The sequence below is a fragment of the Aeromicrobium sp. CF4.19 genome, from assembly GCF_051262555.1.
GTDB lineage: Bacteria > Actinomycetota > Actinomycetes > Propionibacteriales > Nocardioidaceae > Aeromicrobium.
In genome coordinates this window covers 507,667-524,307 of sequence record NZ_JBIMEU010000002.1, presented here as the reverse complement: position 1 = coordinate 524,307, position 16,641 = coordinate 507,667, and the positions used below count along the sequence as shown (strand labels likewise).

Genomic DNA, 16,641 nt, shown 5'->3' with positions numbered 1-16,641 from the left:
GATCGTAGGGTGGGGGCGTGGTGGACCCAGCGACGTACCGGCCGAGGCCGGGGGAGATCCCGGCGGCGCCGGGGGTGTATCGGTTCCGCGACGAGCAGGGCCGGGTCATCTACGTCGGCAAGGCCAAGTCGCTGCGCTCCCGCCTGGGCTCGTACTTCCAGGACATCGCGGGGTTGCACGAGCGCACGGCCCGCATGGTCACCAGCGCCGCCTCGGTCGACTGGACCGTCGTCGACACCGAGGTGGAGGCACTCCAGCTCGAGTACACCTGGATCAAGGAGTTCGATCCGCGGTTCAACGTCAAGTACCGCGACGACAAGAGCTATCCGTGGCTGGCCGTCACCGTCGGTGAGGAAGTGCCACGCGTGCAGGTGATGCGCGGCTCCCAGCGCAAGGGCGTGCGCTACTTCGGCCCCTACGGCCACGCCTGGGCCATCCGCGACACCGTCGACACCCTCCTTCGGGTCTTCCCGATGCGCTCGTGCTCGGCCGGCGTCTACCGGCGCGCCGCCGCGATCGGCCGCCCCTGCCTGCTCGGCGACATCGGCAAGTGCGCCGCCCCCTGCGTCGGTCGGGTGACGCCGGAGGAGCACCGCGAGATCGTCGATGACTTCATGTCCTTCATGGCGGGCAGCACGGCCGGGTTCACACGCTCCATCGAGCAACGCATGCAGCAGGCCTCCGTCGCCCAGGAGTACGAGCTCGCCGCCAAGCTCCGCGACGACCTCGGCGCCCTGCGCCGGGTCCTGGAGAAGCAGACCGTGGTCCTCGGCGACGGCACCGACGCCGACGTCTTCGGCTTCGTCGACGACCCCCTGGAGGTCGCGGTGCAGATCTTCGCCGTGCGCGGCGGCCGCATCCGGGGCCAGCGCGGCTGGGTGGCCGACAAGGCCGACGACGCCGCCTTCGGCGAGCTCGTCCAGCGGGCGCTCGTGACGTTGTACGAGGAGTCCTCCGCCGAGGCGGTGCCCCGCCAGGTCCTGGTCCCTGAGCTGCCCACCGACGTCGCGGTCGTCACCGAGCTGCTCGCCGAGCTCAGGGGCGGACCGGTCACCATCCGGGTGCCCCAGCGCGGTGACAAGCGCCGGCTGCTGGAGACCGTGGAGCAGAACGCCAAGCAGTCCATGGCCCGGCACAAGCTCAAGCGCGCCGGCGACCTCACGGCCCGCAGCCAGGCGCTCGAGGAGCTCCACGAGACCCTCGACCTGCCCCAGGTCCCGCTACGGATCGAGTGCTACGACGTCTCCAACCTGCAGGGCACCGAGATCGTCGCCTCGATGGTGGTCTTCGAGGACGGGCTGCCACGCAAGAGCGAGTACCGGCGCTTCACGATCCGCCACGACGGCCAGAGCGACGTCGCCGCCATGGACGAGGTCATCACCCGGCGGTTCCAGCGTCTGATCCGGGCACGTGCCGAGGAGCAGGCCGAGGCCGAGGCGCGGGGGGAGTCCGGGGCGGAGCCGGGCCCGGCGATCGATCCCGAGACGGGGCGTCCTCGCAAGTTCGCCTACGCACCCTCGCTGGTGGTCGTGGACGGGGCACCGCCGCAGGTCGCCGCCGCCCAGGCCGCCATGGAGCGGCTGGGAATCACGGACGTGGCGCTCTGCGGCCTCGCCAAGCGCCTGGAGGAGGTCTGGGTGCCGCACGACGAGGACCCGGTCATCATGCCGCGCACGAGCGAGGGCCTGTACCTGCTGCAGCGGGTGCGCGACGAGGCGCACCGCTTCGCCATCGCCCACCACCGCCAGCGCCGGGCCAAGGCCATGACCGGCAGTGCGCTGGACGACGTGGCCGGCCTGGGGCCCACCCGTCGGAAGGCCCTCATGAAGCACTTCGGCTCGGTCAAGAAGATCCGGGCCGCCAGCCCCGAGCAGGTCGCCGAGGTTCCGGGCATCGGGCTGGCTACGGCAGAATCCATCCTGACCGCACTCGCGGCCGACCGGGCAGGCCCGACGGTCGACACGGCCACCGGAGAGATCGTGGAGGATCAATGAGCCAGCTTTCGGCGTTCGTCCTGGTCACGGGCATGACTGGCGCCGGTCGCGGCACGGCGGCCAAGGCGTTGGAGAAGCTGGGCTACTACGTCATCGACAATCTCCCGGCCTCCCTGCTCGAGGCCGCCGTGACGACGGTGGAGCAGGGCGGTGAGGTCGATCGGCTCGCCGTCGTGGTCGACTCCCGCTCGGGAACCTTCTTCGGCGGGCTCCTCGACGCCCTGGAGGGCCTGCGCGAGCGGGGCCATCGCGCGAAGATCCTCTACCTCGAGGCGTCCGACGACGTCCTGGTGCGGCGCCAGGAGGCGGCGCGACGCCCGCACCCCCTCAGCCTCGAGGGACGCCTGCTCGACGGGTTCGAGCGCGAGCGCGAGCTGCTTCGCCAGCTGCGCGGTCGCGCCGACCTCGTCGTGGACACCAGCCGGCTCAACATCCACCAGCTGGCGCAACGGATGCGTTCGGCGTTCGAGGAGCCCGAGGACGGCCTGCGTGCATCGGTGATGTCCTTCGGGTTCAAGTACGGCCTCCCGATCGACGCCGACATGGTCGCCGACATGCGCTTCCTGCCGAATCCGCACTGGGTCCCCGAGCTGCGGCCGATGAGCGGGCTGGACGCACCGGTCCGCGACTACGTGCGTGCGCAGCCGCGTGCCGTGGAGTTCCTGGACGCCTACGAGAACCTTGTGGACCTGCTCACGGGAGGCTTCCTGCACGAGGACAAGCGCTTCCTGACCATCGCCATCGGGTGCACCGGCGGTCGGCACCGCAGCGTCGCGATGTCGGAGGCCTTCGCCGAGCGCCTGCGGTCCCACGACGTCAGGACGCTCGTCGTCCACCGCGACCTGGGACGAGAGTGAGCCACACCAAGGTCGTGGCGCTGGGCGGGGGGCACGGCCTGGCGGCCAGCCTGTCCGCCCTGCGGCTCCTGGAGACCGAGCTGACCGGCATCGTCACCGTGGCCGACAACGGCGGGTCCTCCGGCCGCCTGCGCACCGAGCTGGGGGTGTTGCCCCCGGGGGACCTGCGGATGGCGCTCTCCGCCCTCTGCGGCGACGACGAGTGGGGGCGCCGCTGGGCCGACGTCCTGCAGCACCGCTTCAGTGGTGGGGGGCCCCTGCACGACCACGCGGTCGGCAACCTGCTGATCGCCGGCATCTGGGACATCCTCGGAGACACCGTCGGTGGCCTGGACCTGGTCGGTCGGCTGCTGGGTGCCCGAGGGCGGGTGCTGCCGATGTCGGCCGTCCCGCTGGACATCGAGGCCGAGGTCCACCTCGACGCCGAGCCCGACCGGCTCAGCGTCGTCCGTGGCCAGGTGCAGGTCGCGGAGGTCCAGGGCCAGGTGGTCAGCGTGCGTCTGGACCCGCACGACCCGCCGGCATGCCCGGAGGCGGTGCAGGCCGTGCGCGAGGCCGACTGGGTCGTCGTCGGCCCGGGCTCGTGGTTCACCAGCGTCATGCCCACGCTGCTCGTCCCGGACCTGCGCGACGCCCTGGTCCAGACCACGGCCCGACGTGCCCTGGTCCTGAACCTGCAGGAGCAACCCGGTGAGACGGAGGGGCTCTCGCCCACCGACCACCTGGAGGTGCTGTCCGCGCACGCCCCTGACCTGTGGTTGGACACGGTGGTCGCCGACCGTTCGTTGGTCGACGACGCCGGGGTGCTGCGCTCGGCCGCCCGCGCCCTGGGGGCCGACCTCGTGGTGGGCGACCTGGCCCGCGAGTCCGCGGCCGACCAGCACGATCCGCCCCGACTGGCCCAGGCCCTCTCCGGGTTCTTGCGTCCGGGCATAGAGTGACGCTGATCGACTCGGGGACTCGGAGGAACGTACGCATGGCCATGACGGCACAGGTGAAGTCAGAGCTCGCGAGCACGACGGTGTCCAAGGCGTGCTGCCGCAAGGCAGAGGTCTCCTCGATACTGCGGTTCGCCGGCGGGCTGCACATCGTCGCCGGATCCATTGTCGTCGAGGCCGAGCTCGACACGGGCGCAGCTGCTCGGCGGCTGCGCAAGGACATCGCCGAGGTGTACGGCCATGACAGCGAGGTCCTGGTCGTGCAGGGGACCAACCTGCGCAAGGGGACGCACTACGTCGTGCGGGTGGCCAAGGACGGGGAGGCACTGGCGCGCCAGACCGGTCTCATCGACTCCGGCGGACGTCCGGTCCGTGGGCTGCCGCCGCAGGTCGTGTCGGGCTCGTCCTGCGACTCCGTCGCCGCCTGGCGAGGGACGTTCCTGGCGCACGGCTCGCTCACCGAGCCCGGTCGATCCTCTGCGCTGGAGGTCAGCTGCCCCGGTCCCGAGGCTGCGCTCGCCCTGGTCGGCGCCGCACGCCGGCTCGGCATCGCCGCCAAGGCCCGTGAGGTCCGTGGCGGCGATCGCGTCGTCATCCGCGACGGCGAGGCCATCGGCGCCTTGCTGACCCGGCTCGGCGCCCACGAGTCGCTGCTCGCCTGGGAGGAGCGGAGGATGCGTCGGGAGGTCCGGGCCACCGCCAACCGACTGGCCAACTTCGACGATGCCAACCTGCGGAGGTCGGCCAGGGCCGCCGTGGCCGCCGGCGCGAGGGCGGAGCGGGCGCTGGAGATCCTGGGTGAGGACGTCCCGGATCACCTGAAGATGGCGGGCGATCTGCGGGTGACGCACCGTCAGTCCAGCCTGGAGGAGCTCGGGCAGCTGCACGAGCCGCCCCTGACCAAGGACGCGATCGCCGGCCGGATCAGGCGACTGCTCGCGATGGCGGACAAGAAGGCGGAGGACCTCGGCGTCCCGGACACCGAGGCCAGCATCACCGACGAGCTGCTTCCCGAGGACTGAGAGCCTTCCCGCCCGACGGCGACCCGGCGACCGCCGCAGTCACCGCGGCCGTCGGTCGATAGACTGGGGCCCGACACATCCTCGACCTCCAGGAGCACGTCGCCGTGACCGTTCGCGTGGGCATCAATGGCTTTGGCCGTATCGGCCGCAACTTCTTCCGGGCAGCTCGTGCCGCGGGATCCGACATCGAGATCGTCGCCGTCAACGACCTGACGGACAACAAGACGCTCGCGACGCTGCTGAAGTACGACTCGATCCTCGGGCGACTGGACGCCGACGTCACCTTCGACGACACGTCGATCACGGTGGGCGAGCAGAAGATCGCCGCCTTCGCCGAGCGCGACCCCGCCCAGCTCGACTGGGCCTCGGTCGGCGTCGACGTCGTCGTGGAGTCCACCGGCTTCTTCACCGACGCGACGAAGGCCAAGGCACACGTCGACGGTGGTGCCAAGAAGGTGATCATCTCCGCGCCCGCCAAGAACGAGGACATCACGATCGTCATGGGCGTGAACCACGACCTGTACGACGGGGCGCAGCACACCGTCATCTCCAACGCCTCGTGCACCACCAACTGCCTCGCGCCGATGGCCAAGGCGCTCAACGACGCCCTCGGCATCGAGCGGGGCCTGATGACCACGATCCACGCGTACACGCAGGACCAGAACCTGCAGGACGCCCCGCACTCGGATCTGCGCCGTGCGCGCGCTGCCGCCCTCAACATCGTGCCCACCTCCACGGGCGCCGCCAAGGCCGTGAGCCTCGTGCTCCCCGAGCTCAAGGGCAAGCTCGACGGCTACGCGCTGCGCGTGCCGGTGCCCACCGGTTCCGCCACCGACCTGACCTTCACCGCGTCCCGCGAGACGTCGGTCGAGGAGGTCAACCAGGTCGTCAAGGACGCTGCGGCCAGCGGTGCGCTCGCCGGCTACCTCGTCTACACCGAGGACCCCATCGTCTCCACCGACATCGTGACCGACCCAGCGTCGTGCATCTTCGACTCCGGCCTCACCAAGGTGATCGGCGACCAGGTCAAGGTCGTCGGCTGGTACGACAACGAGTGGGGCTACTCCAACCGGCTCGTCGACCTGGTCGAGCACGTCGGCGCCTCGCTCTGAGCACCCTCGTGAAGACCATCGACACGCTGCTGGCCGAGCTCGGGGGAGACCTGAGCGGTCAGCGCGTGCTCGTGCGCAGCGACCTGAACGTCCCGCTCGATGCGCCCGCGGCGGCAGCCGCATCATCCGGCCCTGTGATCACCGACGACGGCCGTGTGCGCGCGAGCGTGCCCACCATCGAACGTCTGGTCGGGGCGGGCGCCCGCGTGCTCGTGGTGGCCCACCTCGGTCGTCCCAAGGGGGTCCCGGACCCGGCGTACACGCTCAAGCCGGTCGCCGAGCGGCTCGGGGAGCTCCTGGGCACCCCGGTGCTGTTCGCCGGCGACACCGTGGGCGACGAGGCCTCGCGGATCGCGTCCGCCCTGCAGGACGGCCAGGTCGCCGTGTTGGAGAACGTGCGGTTCAACGCGGGCGAGACCAGCAAGGACGACGCCGAGCGAGGTGCGTTCGCGGACCAGCTGGCCGCTCTCGCCGACGTGTTCGTCTCCGACGGGTTCGGCGTGGTGCACCGCAAGCAGGCCAGCGTCTACGACGTGGCCACCCGGCTGCCGGCCGTGGTCGGTGGGCTCGTGCAGGCCGAGGTCGAGGTGCTCGAACGGCTGACCGAGACACCGCAGCGGCCCTACGTGGTCGTGCTGGGCGGGTCCAAGGTCTCCGACAAGCTCGGAGTCATCGACCACCTGATCGACCGGGCCGACAGCCTGCTCATCGGTGGCGGCATGGTCTTCACGTTCCTCAAGGCCCAGGGTCACCCCGTCGGCACGTCGCTGCTGGAGGAGGACCAGGTCGAGGTGGCCAAGGGCTACATCGATCGTGCGGCCGCCAAGGGTGTCGAGCTCGTGCTGCCCACCGACATCGTCGTGGCCCCGGAGTTCTCGGCCGACGCTCCGGCCACCACCGTCTCGGCCCAGGCCATCCCCGAGGACCAGATGGGCCTGGACATCGGACCGGAGTCGGCCCAGCGGTTCGCCGAGGTCATCCGCGCCGCACGCACGGTCTTCTGGAACGGCCCCATGGGCGTCTTCGAGTACGAGGCGTTCGCGGCCGGGACGAAGGTCGTCGCCCAGGCCCTCACCGAGGTGGCCAAGAACGGGCAGGGCCTCTCGGTGGTCGGCGGCGGGGACTCGGCCGCCGCGGTGCGCACGCTCGGCTTCGACGACGACGCCTTCGGCCACATCTCCACCGGCGGCGGGGCCAGCCTGGAGTACCTCGAGGGCAAGACGCTCCCGGGGCTGTCCATCCTCGAAGGGGACCACACATGAGTCGTACACCGCTGATGGCGGGCAACTGGAAGTCCAACCTGAACCACCAGGAGGCGGTGGTCCTGGTCCAGAAGCTGGCGTGGACCCTGCAGGACAAGAAGCACGACCCGGCCCGGGCCGAGGTCGTCGTCATCCCGCCGTTCACCGACATCCGCAGCGTGCAGACCCTCGTCGACGGCGACCGGCTGAGCATCCGGTACGGGGCGCAGGACGTCTCCGAGCACGACGGTGGCGCCTACACCGGTGACGTCAGCGCCGCCATGCTCGCCAAGCTGGGCTGCTCCTACGTCGTCGTCGGGCACTCCGAGCGTCGCGAGCACCACAGCGAGACCGACGCGGTCGTCAGCACCAAGGCCGCCAAGACCCTGGCGGCGGAGATGACGCCCATCGTGTGCGTCGGCGAGGGCCTGGAGGTCCGTCAGGCCGGCGAGCACGTGGCCCACACGATCGAGCAGGTCGCCGGCTCGCTCGCCGGTCTGACGCCGGAGCAGGTGGGCGGACTGGTGGTCGCGTACGAGCCGGTGTGGGCGATCGGCACCGGTGAGGTCGCGACGCCCGAGGACGCCCAGGAGGTCTGTGCGGCCATCCGCACGAGCATCGGGGAGACCTTCTCGTCCGACGCGGCACAGGCAGTGCGTATCCTCTACGGAGGGTCAGTCAAGGCGGCGAACATCGCGGCGATCATGGGCAAGTCCGACGTGGACGGCGCCCTCGTCGGCGGTGCGAGCCTCCAGGCGGACGAGTTCGCCGCCATCGCCCGGTTCTACGACATGCCGAACCTCTCGGTGTGAAAGGAAGCCCGTGATCATCTTCTTCTCCGTCATCCTGACGCTCGCCAGCCTGCTCATGATCGTGCTGATCCTGATGCACAAGGGCCGCGGCGGCGGTCTGTCCGACATGTTCGGTGGCGGCGTCTCCAGCTCGCTCGGGGGCTCCTCGGTCGCTGAGCGCAACCTCGACCGCATCACGGTCGGCGTGGCCATCGTCTGGGCCATCAGCGTCATCGCGCTCGGCCTGCTGATGAAGGTGAGCGCCTGATGGCCGCCGGAGCCATCCGGGGCAGCCGCATCGGATCGGGCCCCATGGGCGAGGCGGAGCGCGGTGAGGCCGCCCCGCGCCAGACCGTCACGTTCTTCTGCGTCAACGACCACGAGACCGAGCTCAACTTCTCCGTCGAGGCCGACGTGCCGGAGTCCTGGGACTGCCCCCGCTGCGGGATGCCGACCAGCCAGGACGCGGACAACCGCCCCACGGCCCCACGCATCGCGCCGTACAAGACGCACCTCGCCTACGTGAAGGAACGCCGCTCGGAGGACGAGGCGGCGGACATCCTCACCGAGGCGCTGGAGATGCTGCGCTCCAAGCGCAAGTCCGGCGAGGTCATCTTCTAGGTGTCGCGGAGCTGCGAGGCGGCGTCGTCGTCGAGCAGCCAGAGCGTCTCCTGCATGCCCCGGGCGCCCCGAGCAGGGGTCTCGTCCACGCTGCCGGCCTCGGCGAGCGCCCGCGCCACGGCGTCCGCCTTGCCTGCGCCGGAGACGAGGAACCACGTGGCGTGCGTGCGGTTGAGGGCCGGGAACGTCAGGCTGATCCGCTCCGCGGGAGGCTTGGGGGAGCCGAAGACCTCCACACAGGCGCGTCCCGTCTCGTGCAGCTGTGCGAAGCCGGGGAACAGCGAGGCCACGTGGCCGTCCGGGCCCACGCCGAGCAGCACGAGATCGAATGGTTCTGCCGGCAGGATCGTGGCGTAGGACTCCGCGGCCTCGGCGAGTGAGTCGTCACACCCGTGAGCAGGCATGGAGTGCACGTGGGCCCGCGGGACCTCCAGACGGTCCAGGAAGGCGTCGCGGGCCTGCTGGTCGTTGCGATCGGCTTGGCCGGCGGGGACGTACCGCTCGTCACCGAACCACAGCTCGACGTCCTGCCAGTCCGCGTCGTCGGGCTCGAGGCGCTGGTAGGCGGCCATGGCGATGCTGCCGCCCGTCAGCACGATGCGTGGCCGCCGTCCCTCGGACTGGATCCGGACGACGCGCTCGACGAGGCGACGGGCGATGCCCTCGGCGAGCGCCTCGGGGGAGTCGTGGTGCAGGACCTCGCTCATGTGTCCTCCAGCAGGTGGGTGAGAGCCGCTGAGTAGATGTCGTCGGCGTCGAGCCGCCGCAGGTCCTCTGCCAGCAGCTCGGCGAGTGACCGGGCGCCCAGTGGGACCTCGCGAGGCGCCGCGCCCGGGACGCTGAATGCGCAGGAGGTGTCGCCGAGCCGCTCGATGCGCACGTCCCCGGCCGTCGTGTGCAGCTCGACGAGCGAGATCTGCTCCGTCGCGCCGCGCCGTTGCACGATGGGGACCTCGAGGCGGTCCTCGAGCCAGGCCGCCAGCAGCCGGGCGGCGGGGTTGCCCGACCCGGCCTCGACCAGCCCGCCGGTGACACCGTGCGTCGCCTGGTCCAGGGCAGCCGCCAGGAGGGCCCGCCACGGCGTCAGGCGGGTCCAGGACAGGTCGGTGTCGCCGGGGGCGTAGTTGCGACCGGTGGCCTTGAGGGTGCGCACCGGGGAGTCGCTCGCCTCGGCATCGGTGAGTCGACGCTTGGCCAGCCGGCCGATGGGGTCCTCGGAGGGGTTGGTCGGCGGCTTGCCCGGCCACCACACGACGACGGGGGAGTCCGGCAGGAGCAGGGGCAGCAGCACCGACTCGGCGTGCTTGGTCAGCGGCCCGGAGAGCCGCAGCAGGATGGACTCGCCGGCGGTGTCCTCGCCGACGCGGACCGTGGCGTTGAGACGGGGGGATCCGCGTCCGTCGCCGAGGACGATGCCGATGATCCGCGAGGGGTGCTCGCGGGACAGGACCCCCGCGGTGCGCAGCGCGTCACCCACGGCCTCGTCGTCGGTGACGACGAGCAGGGTGAGCACCATGTCCATCGCGGGGGAGCCCGCGCCCACGCGGGCGCGGACCATCGCCTTGGCGACCTCCGACGACGTGGTGTCCTCCAACGAGATGCGCATCAGGGCCTCCGCCAGGTCCGGTGGTCTCGGGCCAGCATCGCGTCGGCCGACGTCGGGCCCCAGGTGCCGGAGGTGTAGGTGTCGATCGTGCGCTGCTTGGCCCAGTAGTCGATGACGGGGTCGAGGATCTGCCAGGCGAGCTCGACCTCCTCGTGCTGGGGGAACAGCGGCGGCTCGCCCAGCAGGACGTCCAGGATCAGGCGTTCGTACGCCTCCGGGCTGTTCTCCACGAACGCCCCGCCGTAGGCGAAGTCCATCAGCACGTCGCGGATCTCCATCGCCGTCCCGGGCACCTTGCCACCGATGCGCAGCGTGACGCCCTCGTCGGGCTGGATGCGCATGACGATGGCGTTCTGGCCCAGCTCCTCGACGTCGTTCTTGCTGAACGGCTGGTGGGGAGCCCGCTTGAACACGACGGCGACCTCGGTGACGCGCCGTCCCAGCCGCTTTCCTGCCCGCAGGTAGAAGGGCACGCCGGCCCAGCGCCGCGTGGCCACGTCGATGCGGACGGCGGCGAACGTCTCCGTCGTGGAGTCGGTGGGGATGCCGTCCTCCTCCAGGTAGCCCCGCACCAGCTCGCCCCCGGCCCAGCCGGCGACGTACTGGCCTCGTGCCGTGTGAGCGTCCAGGCGGGGGGCGGGACGTGCGTTGGCGAGGATCTTCTGCTTCTCGATCCGCAGGCTCTCGGCGTTGAAGGAGACCGGCTCCTCCATCGCGACGAGCGCCATGAGCTGCAGCAGGTGGTTCTGGATGACGTCGCGCGCCGCCCCGATCCCGTCGTAGTAGCCGGCACGGGTGCCGATGCCGATGTCCTCGGCCATGGTGATCTGGACGTGATCGACGTAGTGGCTGTTCCAGACCGGCTCGAACATCTGGTTCGCGAAGCGGAACGCGAGGATGTTCTGCACCGTCTCCTTGCCCAGGTAGTGATCGATCCGAAAGACGTTGTGCCGCTCGAAGACCGCCGCGACGGCGGTGTTGAGCTCGCGGGCCGAGGCGAGGTCGTGGCCGAAGGGCTTCTCGATGACGACGCGGCGCCAGCCCGTGTCCTCCTCGGCCAGTCCGTGTCGCTCGATCTGCTGCACGACGACGGGGAACTGGGCCGGGGGGATGGACAGGTAGAAGGCGTGGTTGCCGCCGGTGCCCTGCTGCTCGTCCAGCTCCTGCATCGTGGCGGCGAGCCGCTCCCACGCGGCGTCGTCGTCGAACTCACCGGGCACGAACCGGACGCCGGCGGCCAGCTGGTTCCAGACGGTGTCCCGCCACGGGGTCCGGGCCCCGGCCTTCGCGGCCTCGCGGATCAGCTCGGGGAACTCATCGGCGGGGATGTCCTGCCGGGCGAACCCGACGAGTCCGAACCCCGGCGGGAGCAGCCCACGGTTCGCGAGGTCGTAGATCGCCGGGATGAGCTTCTTGCGGGCGAGGTCCCCGGTCACCCCGAACAGCACGATGCTGCACGGACCGGCGATGCGCGGCAGCCGACGATCGCGCGGGTCGCGCAGCGGGTTGGCGGCCCGGCTCACGACACCAGCTCGCGCAGCCGTGCCAGGGCGGCGTCGACGTCGCTCAGGTGCAGCCGCAGGACCGGCCGTCCGTGCCCGCGCAGGACGTCGGCGTCGCCGGCAGCCTGGGAGGCGATGAACTCACCGAAGGTGAACTTCCGGCCCGGGACCGGCAGGTCCTCGCGGGGGTCGCACGTGATCTGCAGGAAGACGCCGGTCGAGGGGCCACCCTTGTGGTACTGGCCGGTGGAGTGCAGGAATCGCGGCCCCCAGCCGAAGGTCACCGGGCGGCCGGTCCGACGCGCCAGCAGCTCGCGCAGCTCCGCGTACGGGCTCTCGCCGACCCGGTCCAGGTAGGCCTGCACCGCGATGTAGCCGTGATCGGGGTCCACTGCGCCGATCAGCTGGTCGACGGCGTCCTCCAGGGTCTCGGCCCGGGTGCCGTGGGCGGCGATGCCCTCGGCGACGACGTCGGGGTCCTCGGCACGGCCGGCGTCGCCGAGCTTGTCGCGGGCAGCCTGCTTGGCACTCTCGACGTCGGGCTGGTCGAAGGGGTTGATGCCGATCTCGCGCCCGGCGATCGTCACGGCGGCCTCCCACAGCAGCATCTGGGCTCCGAGGGATCCGTCCAGTGCCGCGCTCCGGCCGGACTCTGCCTGCGGGGCTAGCGTCGTTCCGATGGCCACGAGCAGGGAGTCGGCGGTGGAGGGGGAGGCATTGACGGCGTCCGATGCCGGCACCACCACCGGGAGGATGCCCCGGCCGATCTTGCCGGTGGACTCCGCCACGAGCTGCTCGATCCAGTCGCCCAGTCCCCAGCCCGTGTGGTCGTCGAGGACGAGCTTGTCGATGCCGGCCACCGCGGCAACGCCGGCGGCCACCCCGAGCCGCAGGGCCGGGTTGTCGGGGGAGTCGTCCGCCAGGGCGGCCTGCTGGCCGGCCGCCTCGTCCAGCAGACGACCGATGGGCGCCCCGGCCAGGCCGCTCGGGACCAGTCCGAACGCCGTGAGGGCCGAGTAGCGGCCGCCGACGCCCGGGTCGGCGTGGAAGACGTGGTAGCCGGCCGCCGTGGCCTCCTCATCGAGTGGCGAGCCCGGGTCGGTCACCACCACAAGATGGTCCTCGGGATCGAGCCCGGCATCGCGGAGGGCCTGCTCGTACGCACGGCGCTGGCTGTCGGTCTCCACGGTCCCGCCGGACTTGCTCGAGACCACGACGACGCTGCGCTCGAGCCGGTCGGCGATCGCGGCACGCACCATGTCCGGCTGCGAGGAGTCCAGCACCGTGAGCTCGACATCGGCAGCGCGGCAGATGACCTCGGGAGCCAGGGACGACCCGCCCATGCCGCACAGGACGACGTGGTCGAGCCCGCGGCCGGCGAGGTCGGCCCGGAGCTGCTCGATCTCGGCGACCAGGGGGCGTGAGTCCGTGGCGAGGTCCGTCCAGCCCAGCCGCTTGCCGGCCTCGTCCTGCGCGTCCTCACCCCAGAGCGTGGGGTCCTGGGCGAAGAGCCGGGAGGCCACCCGGTCCGTGACGACCGCCGCCAGCGCGTCGGCCGCCGCTTCGGCAGCGGTCGGGGAGAGCTCGACCTCGACAGCCACCTCGCTCATGCCTTGGCGAGCTCGTCGGTGACGGTCTGCAGCAGCTCGGCCCACGAGGCATCGAACTTCTCCAGGCCCTCGTTCTCCAGCGCCAGGACGACCTCGTCGTAGGAGATCCCCTCCTTCTCCAGCGCGGCGATCACTGTGCGTGCCTCGTCGTACGTGCCACTCACGGTGTCCCATCCGGCGCCGTCGGCAGGTACCTCGGCGTGGTCGGCGAAGGCCTGCAGCGTCTTCTCCGGCATCGTGTTGACGGTGTTCGGGGCCACGAGCTCGGTGACGTAGAGGGTGTCGGCGTAGGCCGGGTCCTTGACGCCGGTGGACGCCCAGAGCGGGCGCTGGCGGTTGGCTCCCTTGGCCTTCAGCGCGGCGAACCGCTCGCCGCCGAAGACCTTCTCGTAGGCCTCGTAGGCCAGTCGTGCGTTGGCGATGGCGGCCTCGCCGCGCAGGGAGTGGCCCTCGCCGAGCCGCTTGTCGACCTCGGCGTCCACCCGGCTGATGAAGAACGACGCCACCGAGTGGATGGTCGACAGGTCACGGTCTTCCGCTGCTGCCTGCTCCAGACCGAAGAGGTAGGCGTCCATCACCTTGCGGTAACGATCGAGGGAGAAGATCAGCGTCACGTTGACGCTGACGCCGCGAGCGATGGTCGCGGCGATGGCGGGCAGACCCTCCTCCGTGGCGGGGATCTTGATGAATACGTTCGGTCGGTCGACGCGCGCCCACAGCTTCTGGGCCAGCTCGACGGTGCGGTCGGTGTCGCGGGCCGCGCCGGGGTCGACCTCGATCGAGACCCGGCCGTCGACGCCGCCGGTCCGGTCGAAGGCCGGGCGGAGGACGTCGCAGGCCTGCTGGACGTCCGTCGTGGTGATCTCGAAGACCGCGGTGTCGACGTCGGCGCCGGCTGCCTTGAGCTCGGCCACCTGCTCGCTGTAGCGCTCTCCCTCCGAGAGTGCAGCGGCGAAGATGGTCGGGTTCGTGGTGACGCCGACGACCCCGCCCTCGGAGACGAGGTCAGCGAGGTTGCCGCTCTCGATGCGCTCGCGGGACAGGTCGTCGAGCCAGATGGACACCCCGGCGTCGCGGAGTGCCTTCAGTCGATCGTTCATGGTGCTCTCCTCGTGCTCGGTGTGGTGGATCGTCTCGTGCGGGCCTCAGGGGGCGTCGGGATTGTCGCCCGGGGTGACCGGTCCGCTCGGCCGTGCGAAGAACGGGACGCCGCCGGTCTGACCGGCCGCCTCCAGGGAGTCCTTCGCCGCCGCCACCACGGACTCGGTGGTCAGGCCGAACTTCTCGTAGAGGGTGGAGTAGTCGGCCGAGGCGCCGTAGTGCTCGATGCTCACGATGCGGCCGGCGTCGCCGACCACGTCGCGCCATCCGAACGAGACGCCGGCCTCGACGGCGACGCGGGCACGGACTGCGGGCGGGAGCACGCTGTCCCTGTACCCGGAGTCCTGCTGCTCGAACCACTCGCGCGAGGGCATGGACACGACCCGGGCGGCAATGCCCTGCTCGGCCAGCTCGGTGCGGGCCTCGACCGCGATCTGCACCTCGGAGCCGGTGGCCACGAGCACCACGTCGGGCTCGCCCCCCTCCCCATCGGCAGAGCCGTCGAGCAGGACGTACGCGCCGCGAGCGGTCCCCGAGGCCTCGCCCCACGCCTGGCCGTCGACCTCGCCGCGCGGGAAGGTCGGCAGGTTCTGCCGGCTCAGGGCCAGCGCCACGGGCCGGTCGTCCAGACCGATCAGGGTGCGCCAGGCCTCGACCGTCTCGTTCGCGTCGGCAGGACGGACGACGTCCAGGCCGGGGATGGCCCGCAACGCCGCCAGGTGCTCGATCGGTTGGTGGGTGGGGCCGTCCTCGCCGAGTCCGATGGAGTCGTGCGTCCACACGTAGGTCACCGGCAGCGCCTGCAGCGCGGCGAGGCGCACGGCAGGTCGCATGTAGTCGCTGAAGACCAGGAAGGTGCCGCCGTAGGGCCGGGTCAGCCCGTGCTGGACCATCCCGTTCATGATCGCGCCCATGGCGTGCTCGCGGATGCCGAAGTGCAGCACCCGGCCGTACCAGCCGCCCTGGAACTTCTCGGTGGAGCGTTCGGGCGGCAGGAACGACGGCTCGCCGTCGGGCGTGGTGTTGTTGGACCCGGCGAGGTCGGCCGAGCCGCCCCACAGCTCTGGGAGCTCGGGAGCGATGGCCGTGAGCACCTCGCCGGAGGCCTTGCGGGTGGCGACGCCCTTCTCGCTGGCCTCGAAGACCGGGAGAACCTTCTCCCAACCCTCGGGCAGCGCGTGGGAGCGCAGGCGCTGCAGCAGGGCGGCGGCGTCGGGGTCGGCCTGGGCCCAGGCATCGAACCGCTCCTGCCACGCGGCCCGGGCGTCGGCGCCGCGCTCACGGGCCCCCTCGGTGTGGGCGATGACCTCGTCGGCGACCTCGAAGGTCTGCTCCGGGTCGAAGCCCAGGAGCTCCTTGGTCGCACGGATCTCGTCGGCTCCCAGTGCGGAGCCGTGCGATGCCCCGGTGTCCTGCGCGGACGGGGCGGGCCAGGCGATGATGGTGCGAAGGCGGATGAAGCTGGGGCGGTCGGTGACGGCCGCGGCAGCCTGGAAGGCCTCCCACAGGGCGTGGACGTCCTCGCGGTACTCGGTGCCGCCCTGGGTCCAGTCGACCTCCTGCACGTGCCAGCCGTACGCGGCGTAGCGGGCTGCGACGTCCTCGCTGAACGCCACGTCGGTGTCGTCCTCGATGGAGATCTCGTTGTCGTCGTAGAGCACCGTGAGGTTGCCGAGCTGCTGGTGGCCGGCGAGGGAGGACGCCTCGGCCGAGACCCCTTCCTGCATGTCACCGTCGGAGGCGATGACGTAGACCGAGTGGTCGAACGGGCTCTCGCCGGCCGGGGTGTCGGGGTCGAGCAGGCCGCGCTCACGGCGGGCCGCCATGGCCATGCCGACGGCGTTCGCGACGCCCTGGCCGAGCGGGCCGGTGGTGACCTCGACCCCGGGGGTGTGCTTGTACTCCGGGTGACCGGGGGTCTGGCTGCCCCACGTGCGCAGGCTCTTGAGGTCGTCCAGCGACATCGGGTACCCGGCGAGGTAGAGCTGGATGTACTGCGTGAGGCTGGAGTGGCCGCAGGACAGGACGAAGCGGTCCCGACCGATCCAGTCCGGGTCGCTGGGGTCGTGCCGCATGAGCTTCTGGTAGATCATGTACGCCGCCGGCGCGAGGCTCATCGCGGTGCCGGGATGGCCGTTGCCGACCTTCTCCACGGCGTCCGCGGCGAGCAGGCGGACGGTGTCCACCGCCTTCGCGTCCAGCTCGTTCCAGTCGAGTGCGGCGGAAGATGAGGTCACGATGTCGTG

General features: G+C 71.2%; 15 protein-coding genes. 9 read left to right on the top strand and 6 right to left on the bottom strand.

The window, feature by feature from the left end:
* Nucleotides 1–17 precede the first annotated feature (17 nt).
* The 9 genes from uvrC (at nt 18) to ACHAAC_RS07135 (ending at nt 8,576) form a co-directional block, all read left to right on the top strand.
* Nucleotides 18–1,994, top strand: coding sequence for an excinuclease ABC subunit UvrC (gene uvrC, locus ACHAAC_RS07175; RefSeq protein ID WP_435715371.1), 1,977 nt, complete (start codon nt 18–20; stop codon nt 1,992–1,994).
* Nucleotides 1,991–2,851 (top strand): RNase adapter RapZ, encoded by an 861-nt coding sequence (rapZ, locus tag ACHAAC_RS07170; RefSeq protein ID WP_435715370.1) that lies wholly within the window; start codon nt 1,991–1,993, stop codon nt 2,849–2,851. Before uvrC ends, rapZ begins: the two co-directional genes overlap by 4 nt.
* Nucleotides 2,848–3,792, top strand: a complete 945-nt coding sequence (locus ACHAAC_RS07165) for a gluconeogenesis factor YvcK family protein (protein ID WP_435715369.1) — start codon at nt 2,848–2,850, stop codon at nt 3,790–3,792. The genes rapZ and ACHAAC_RS07165 overlap by 4 nt, the downstream gene beginning before the upstream one ends.
* 35 nt (nt 3,793–3,827) lie before the next feature.
* Nucleotides 3,828–4,811: a DNA-binding protein WhiA gene (whiA, locus tag ACHAAC_RS07160; RefSeq protein WP_435715368.1), complete on the top strand. Its 984-nt coding sequence runs from the start codon at nt 3,828–3,830 to the stop codon at nt 4,809–4,811.
* Nucleotides 4,812–4,915: 104 nt separating this feature from the next.
* Entirely contained in the window at nt 4,916–5,923 is a 1,008-nt protein-coding gene (gap, locus tag ACHAAC_RS07155) for a type I glyceraldehyde-3-phosphate dehydrogenase (RefSeq protein ID WP_435715367.1), read from the top strand.
* Nucleotides 5,924–5,931: 8 nt separating this feature from the next.
* On the top strand, nt 5,932–7,185 hold the full coding sequence (locus ACHAAC_RS07150) for a phosphoglycerate kinase (protein ID WP_435715366.1): 1,254 nt from the start codon (nt 5,932–5,934) through the stop codon (nt 7,183–7,185).
* Complete coding sequence (tpiA, locus tag ACHAAC_RS07145) at nt 7,182–7,976, top strand: triose-phosphate isomerase (RefSeq protein WP_435715365.1); 795 nt, start codon at nt 7,182–7,184, stop codon at nt 7,974–7,976. The genes ACHAAC_RS07150 and tpiA overlap by 4 nt, the downstream gene beginning before the upstream one ends.
* Nucleotides 7,977–7,986: 10 nt before the next feature.
* On the top strand, nt 7,987–8,223 hold the full coding sequence (gene secG / locus ACHAAC_RS07140) for a preprotein translocase subunit SecG (protein WP_435715364.1): 237 nt from the start codon (nt 7,987–7,989) through the stop codon (nt 8,221–8,223).
* Nucleotides 8,220–8,576 carry an RNA polymerase-binding protein RbpA gene (locus ACHAAC_RS07135; protein WP_435715526.1) on the top strand — a complete coding sequence of 119 codons (357 nt, stop codon included), beginning with the start codon at nt 8,220–8,222 and terminating at the stop codon, nt 8,574–8,576. Before secG ends, ACHAAC_RS07135 begins: the two co-directional genes overlap by 4 nt.
* Here the strand turns inward: ACHAAC_RS07135 and pgl are convergent.
* From pgl to tkt, 6 genes are read right to left on the bottom strand one after another with little or no spacing between them, the layout of a single operon-like run.
* Nucleotides 8,573–9,283: a 6-phosphogluconolactonase gene (gene pgl / locus ACHAAC_RS07130; RefSeq protein WP_435715363.1), complete on the bottom strand. Its 711-nt coding sequence runs from the start codon at nt 9,281–9,283 to the stop codon at nt 8,573–8,575. The genes ACHAAC_RS07135 and pgl overlap by 4 nt on opposite strands.
* Nucleotides 9,280–10,182 (bottom strand): glucose-6-phosphate dehydrogenase assembly protein OpcA, encoded by a 903-nt coding sequence (locus ACHAAC_RS07125; protein WP_435715362.1) that lies wholly within the window; start codon nt 10,180–10,182, stop codon nt 9,280–9,282. Before ACHAAC_RS07125 ends, pgl begins: the two co-directional genes overlap by 4 nt.
* Nucleotides 10,182–11,705 (bottom strand): glucose-6-phosphate dehydrogenase, encoded by a 1,524-nt coding sequence (gene zwf, locus ACHAAC_RS07120; protein ID WP_435715361.1) that lies wholly within the window; start codon nt 11,703–11,705, stop codon nt 10,182–10,184. The genes ACHAAC_RS07125 and zwf overlap by 1 nt, the downstream gene beginning before the upstream one ends.
* Nucleotides 11,702–13,294: a glucose-6-phosphate isomerase gene (locus ACHAAC_RS07115; RefSeq protein WP_435715360.1), complete on the bottom strand. Its 1,593-nt coding sequence runs from the start codon at nt 13,292–13,294 to the stop codon at nt 11,702–11,704. The genes zwf and ACHAAC_RS07115 overlap by 4 nt, the downstream gene beginning before the upstream one ends.
* Nucleotides 13,291–14,394: a transaldolase gene (tal, locus tag ACHAAC_RS07110; RefSeq protein WP_435715359.1), complete on the bottom strand. Its 1,104-nt coding sequence runs from the start codon at nt 14,392–14,394 to the stop codon at nt 13,291–13,293. Before tal ends, ACHAAC_RS07115 begins: the two co-directional genes overlap by 4 nt.
* Before the next feature lie 45 nt (nt 14,395–14,439).
* Nucleotides 14,440–16,632: a transketolase gene (gene tkt / locus ACHAAC_RS07105; protein WP_435715358.1), complete on the bottom strand. Its 2,193-nt coding sequence runs from the start codon at nt 16,630–16,632 to the stop codon at nt 14,440–14,442.
* Nucleotides 16,633–16,641 lie beyond the last annotated feature (9 nt).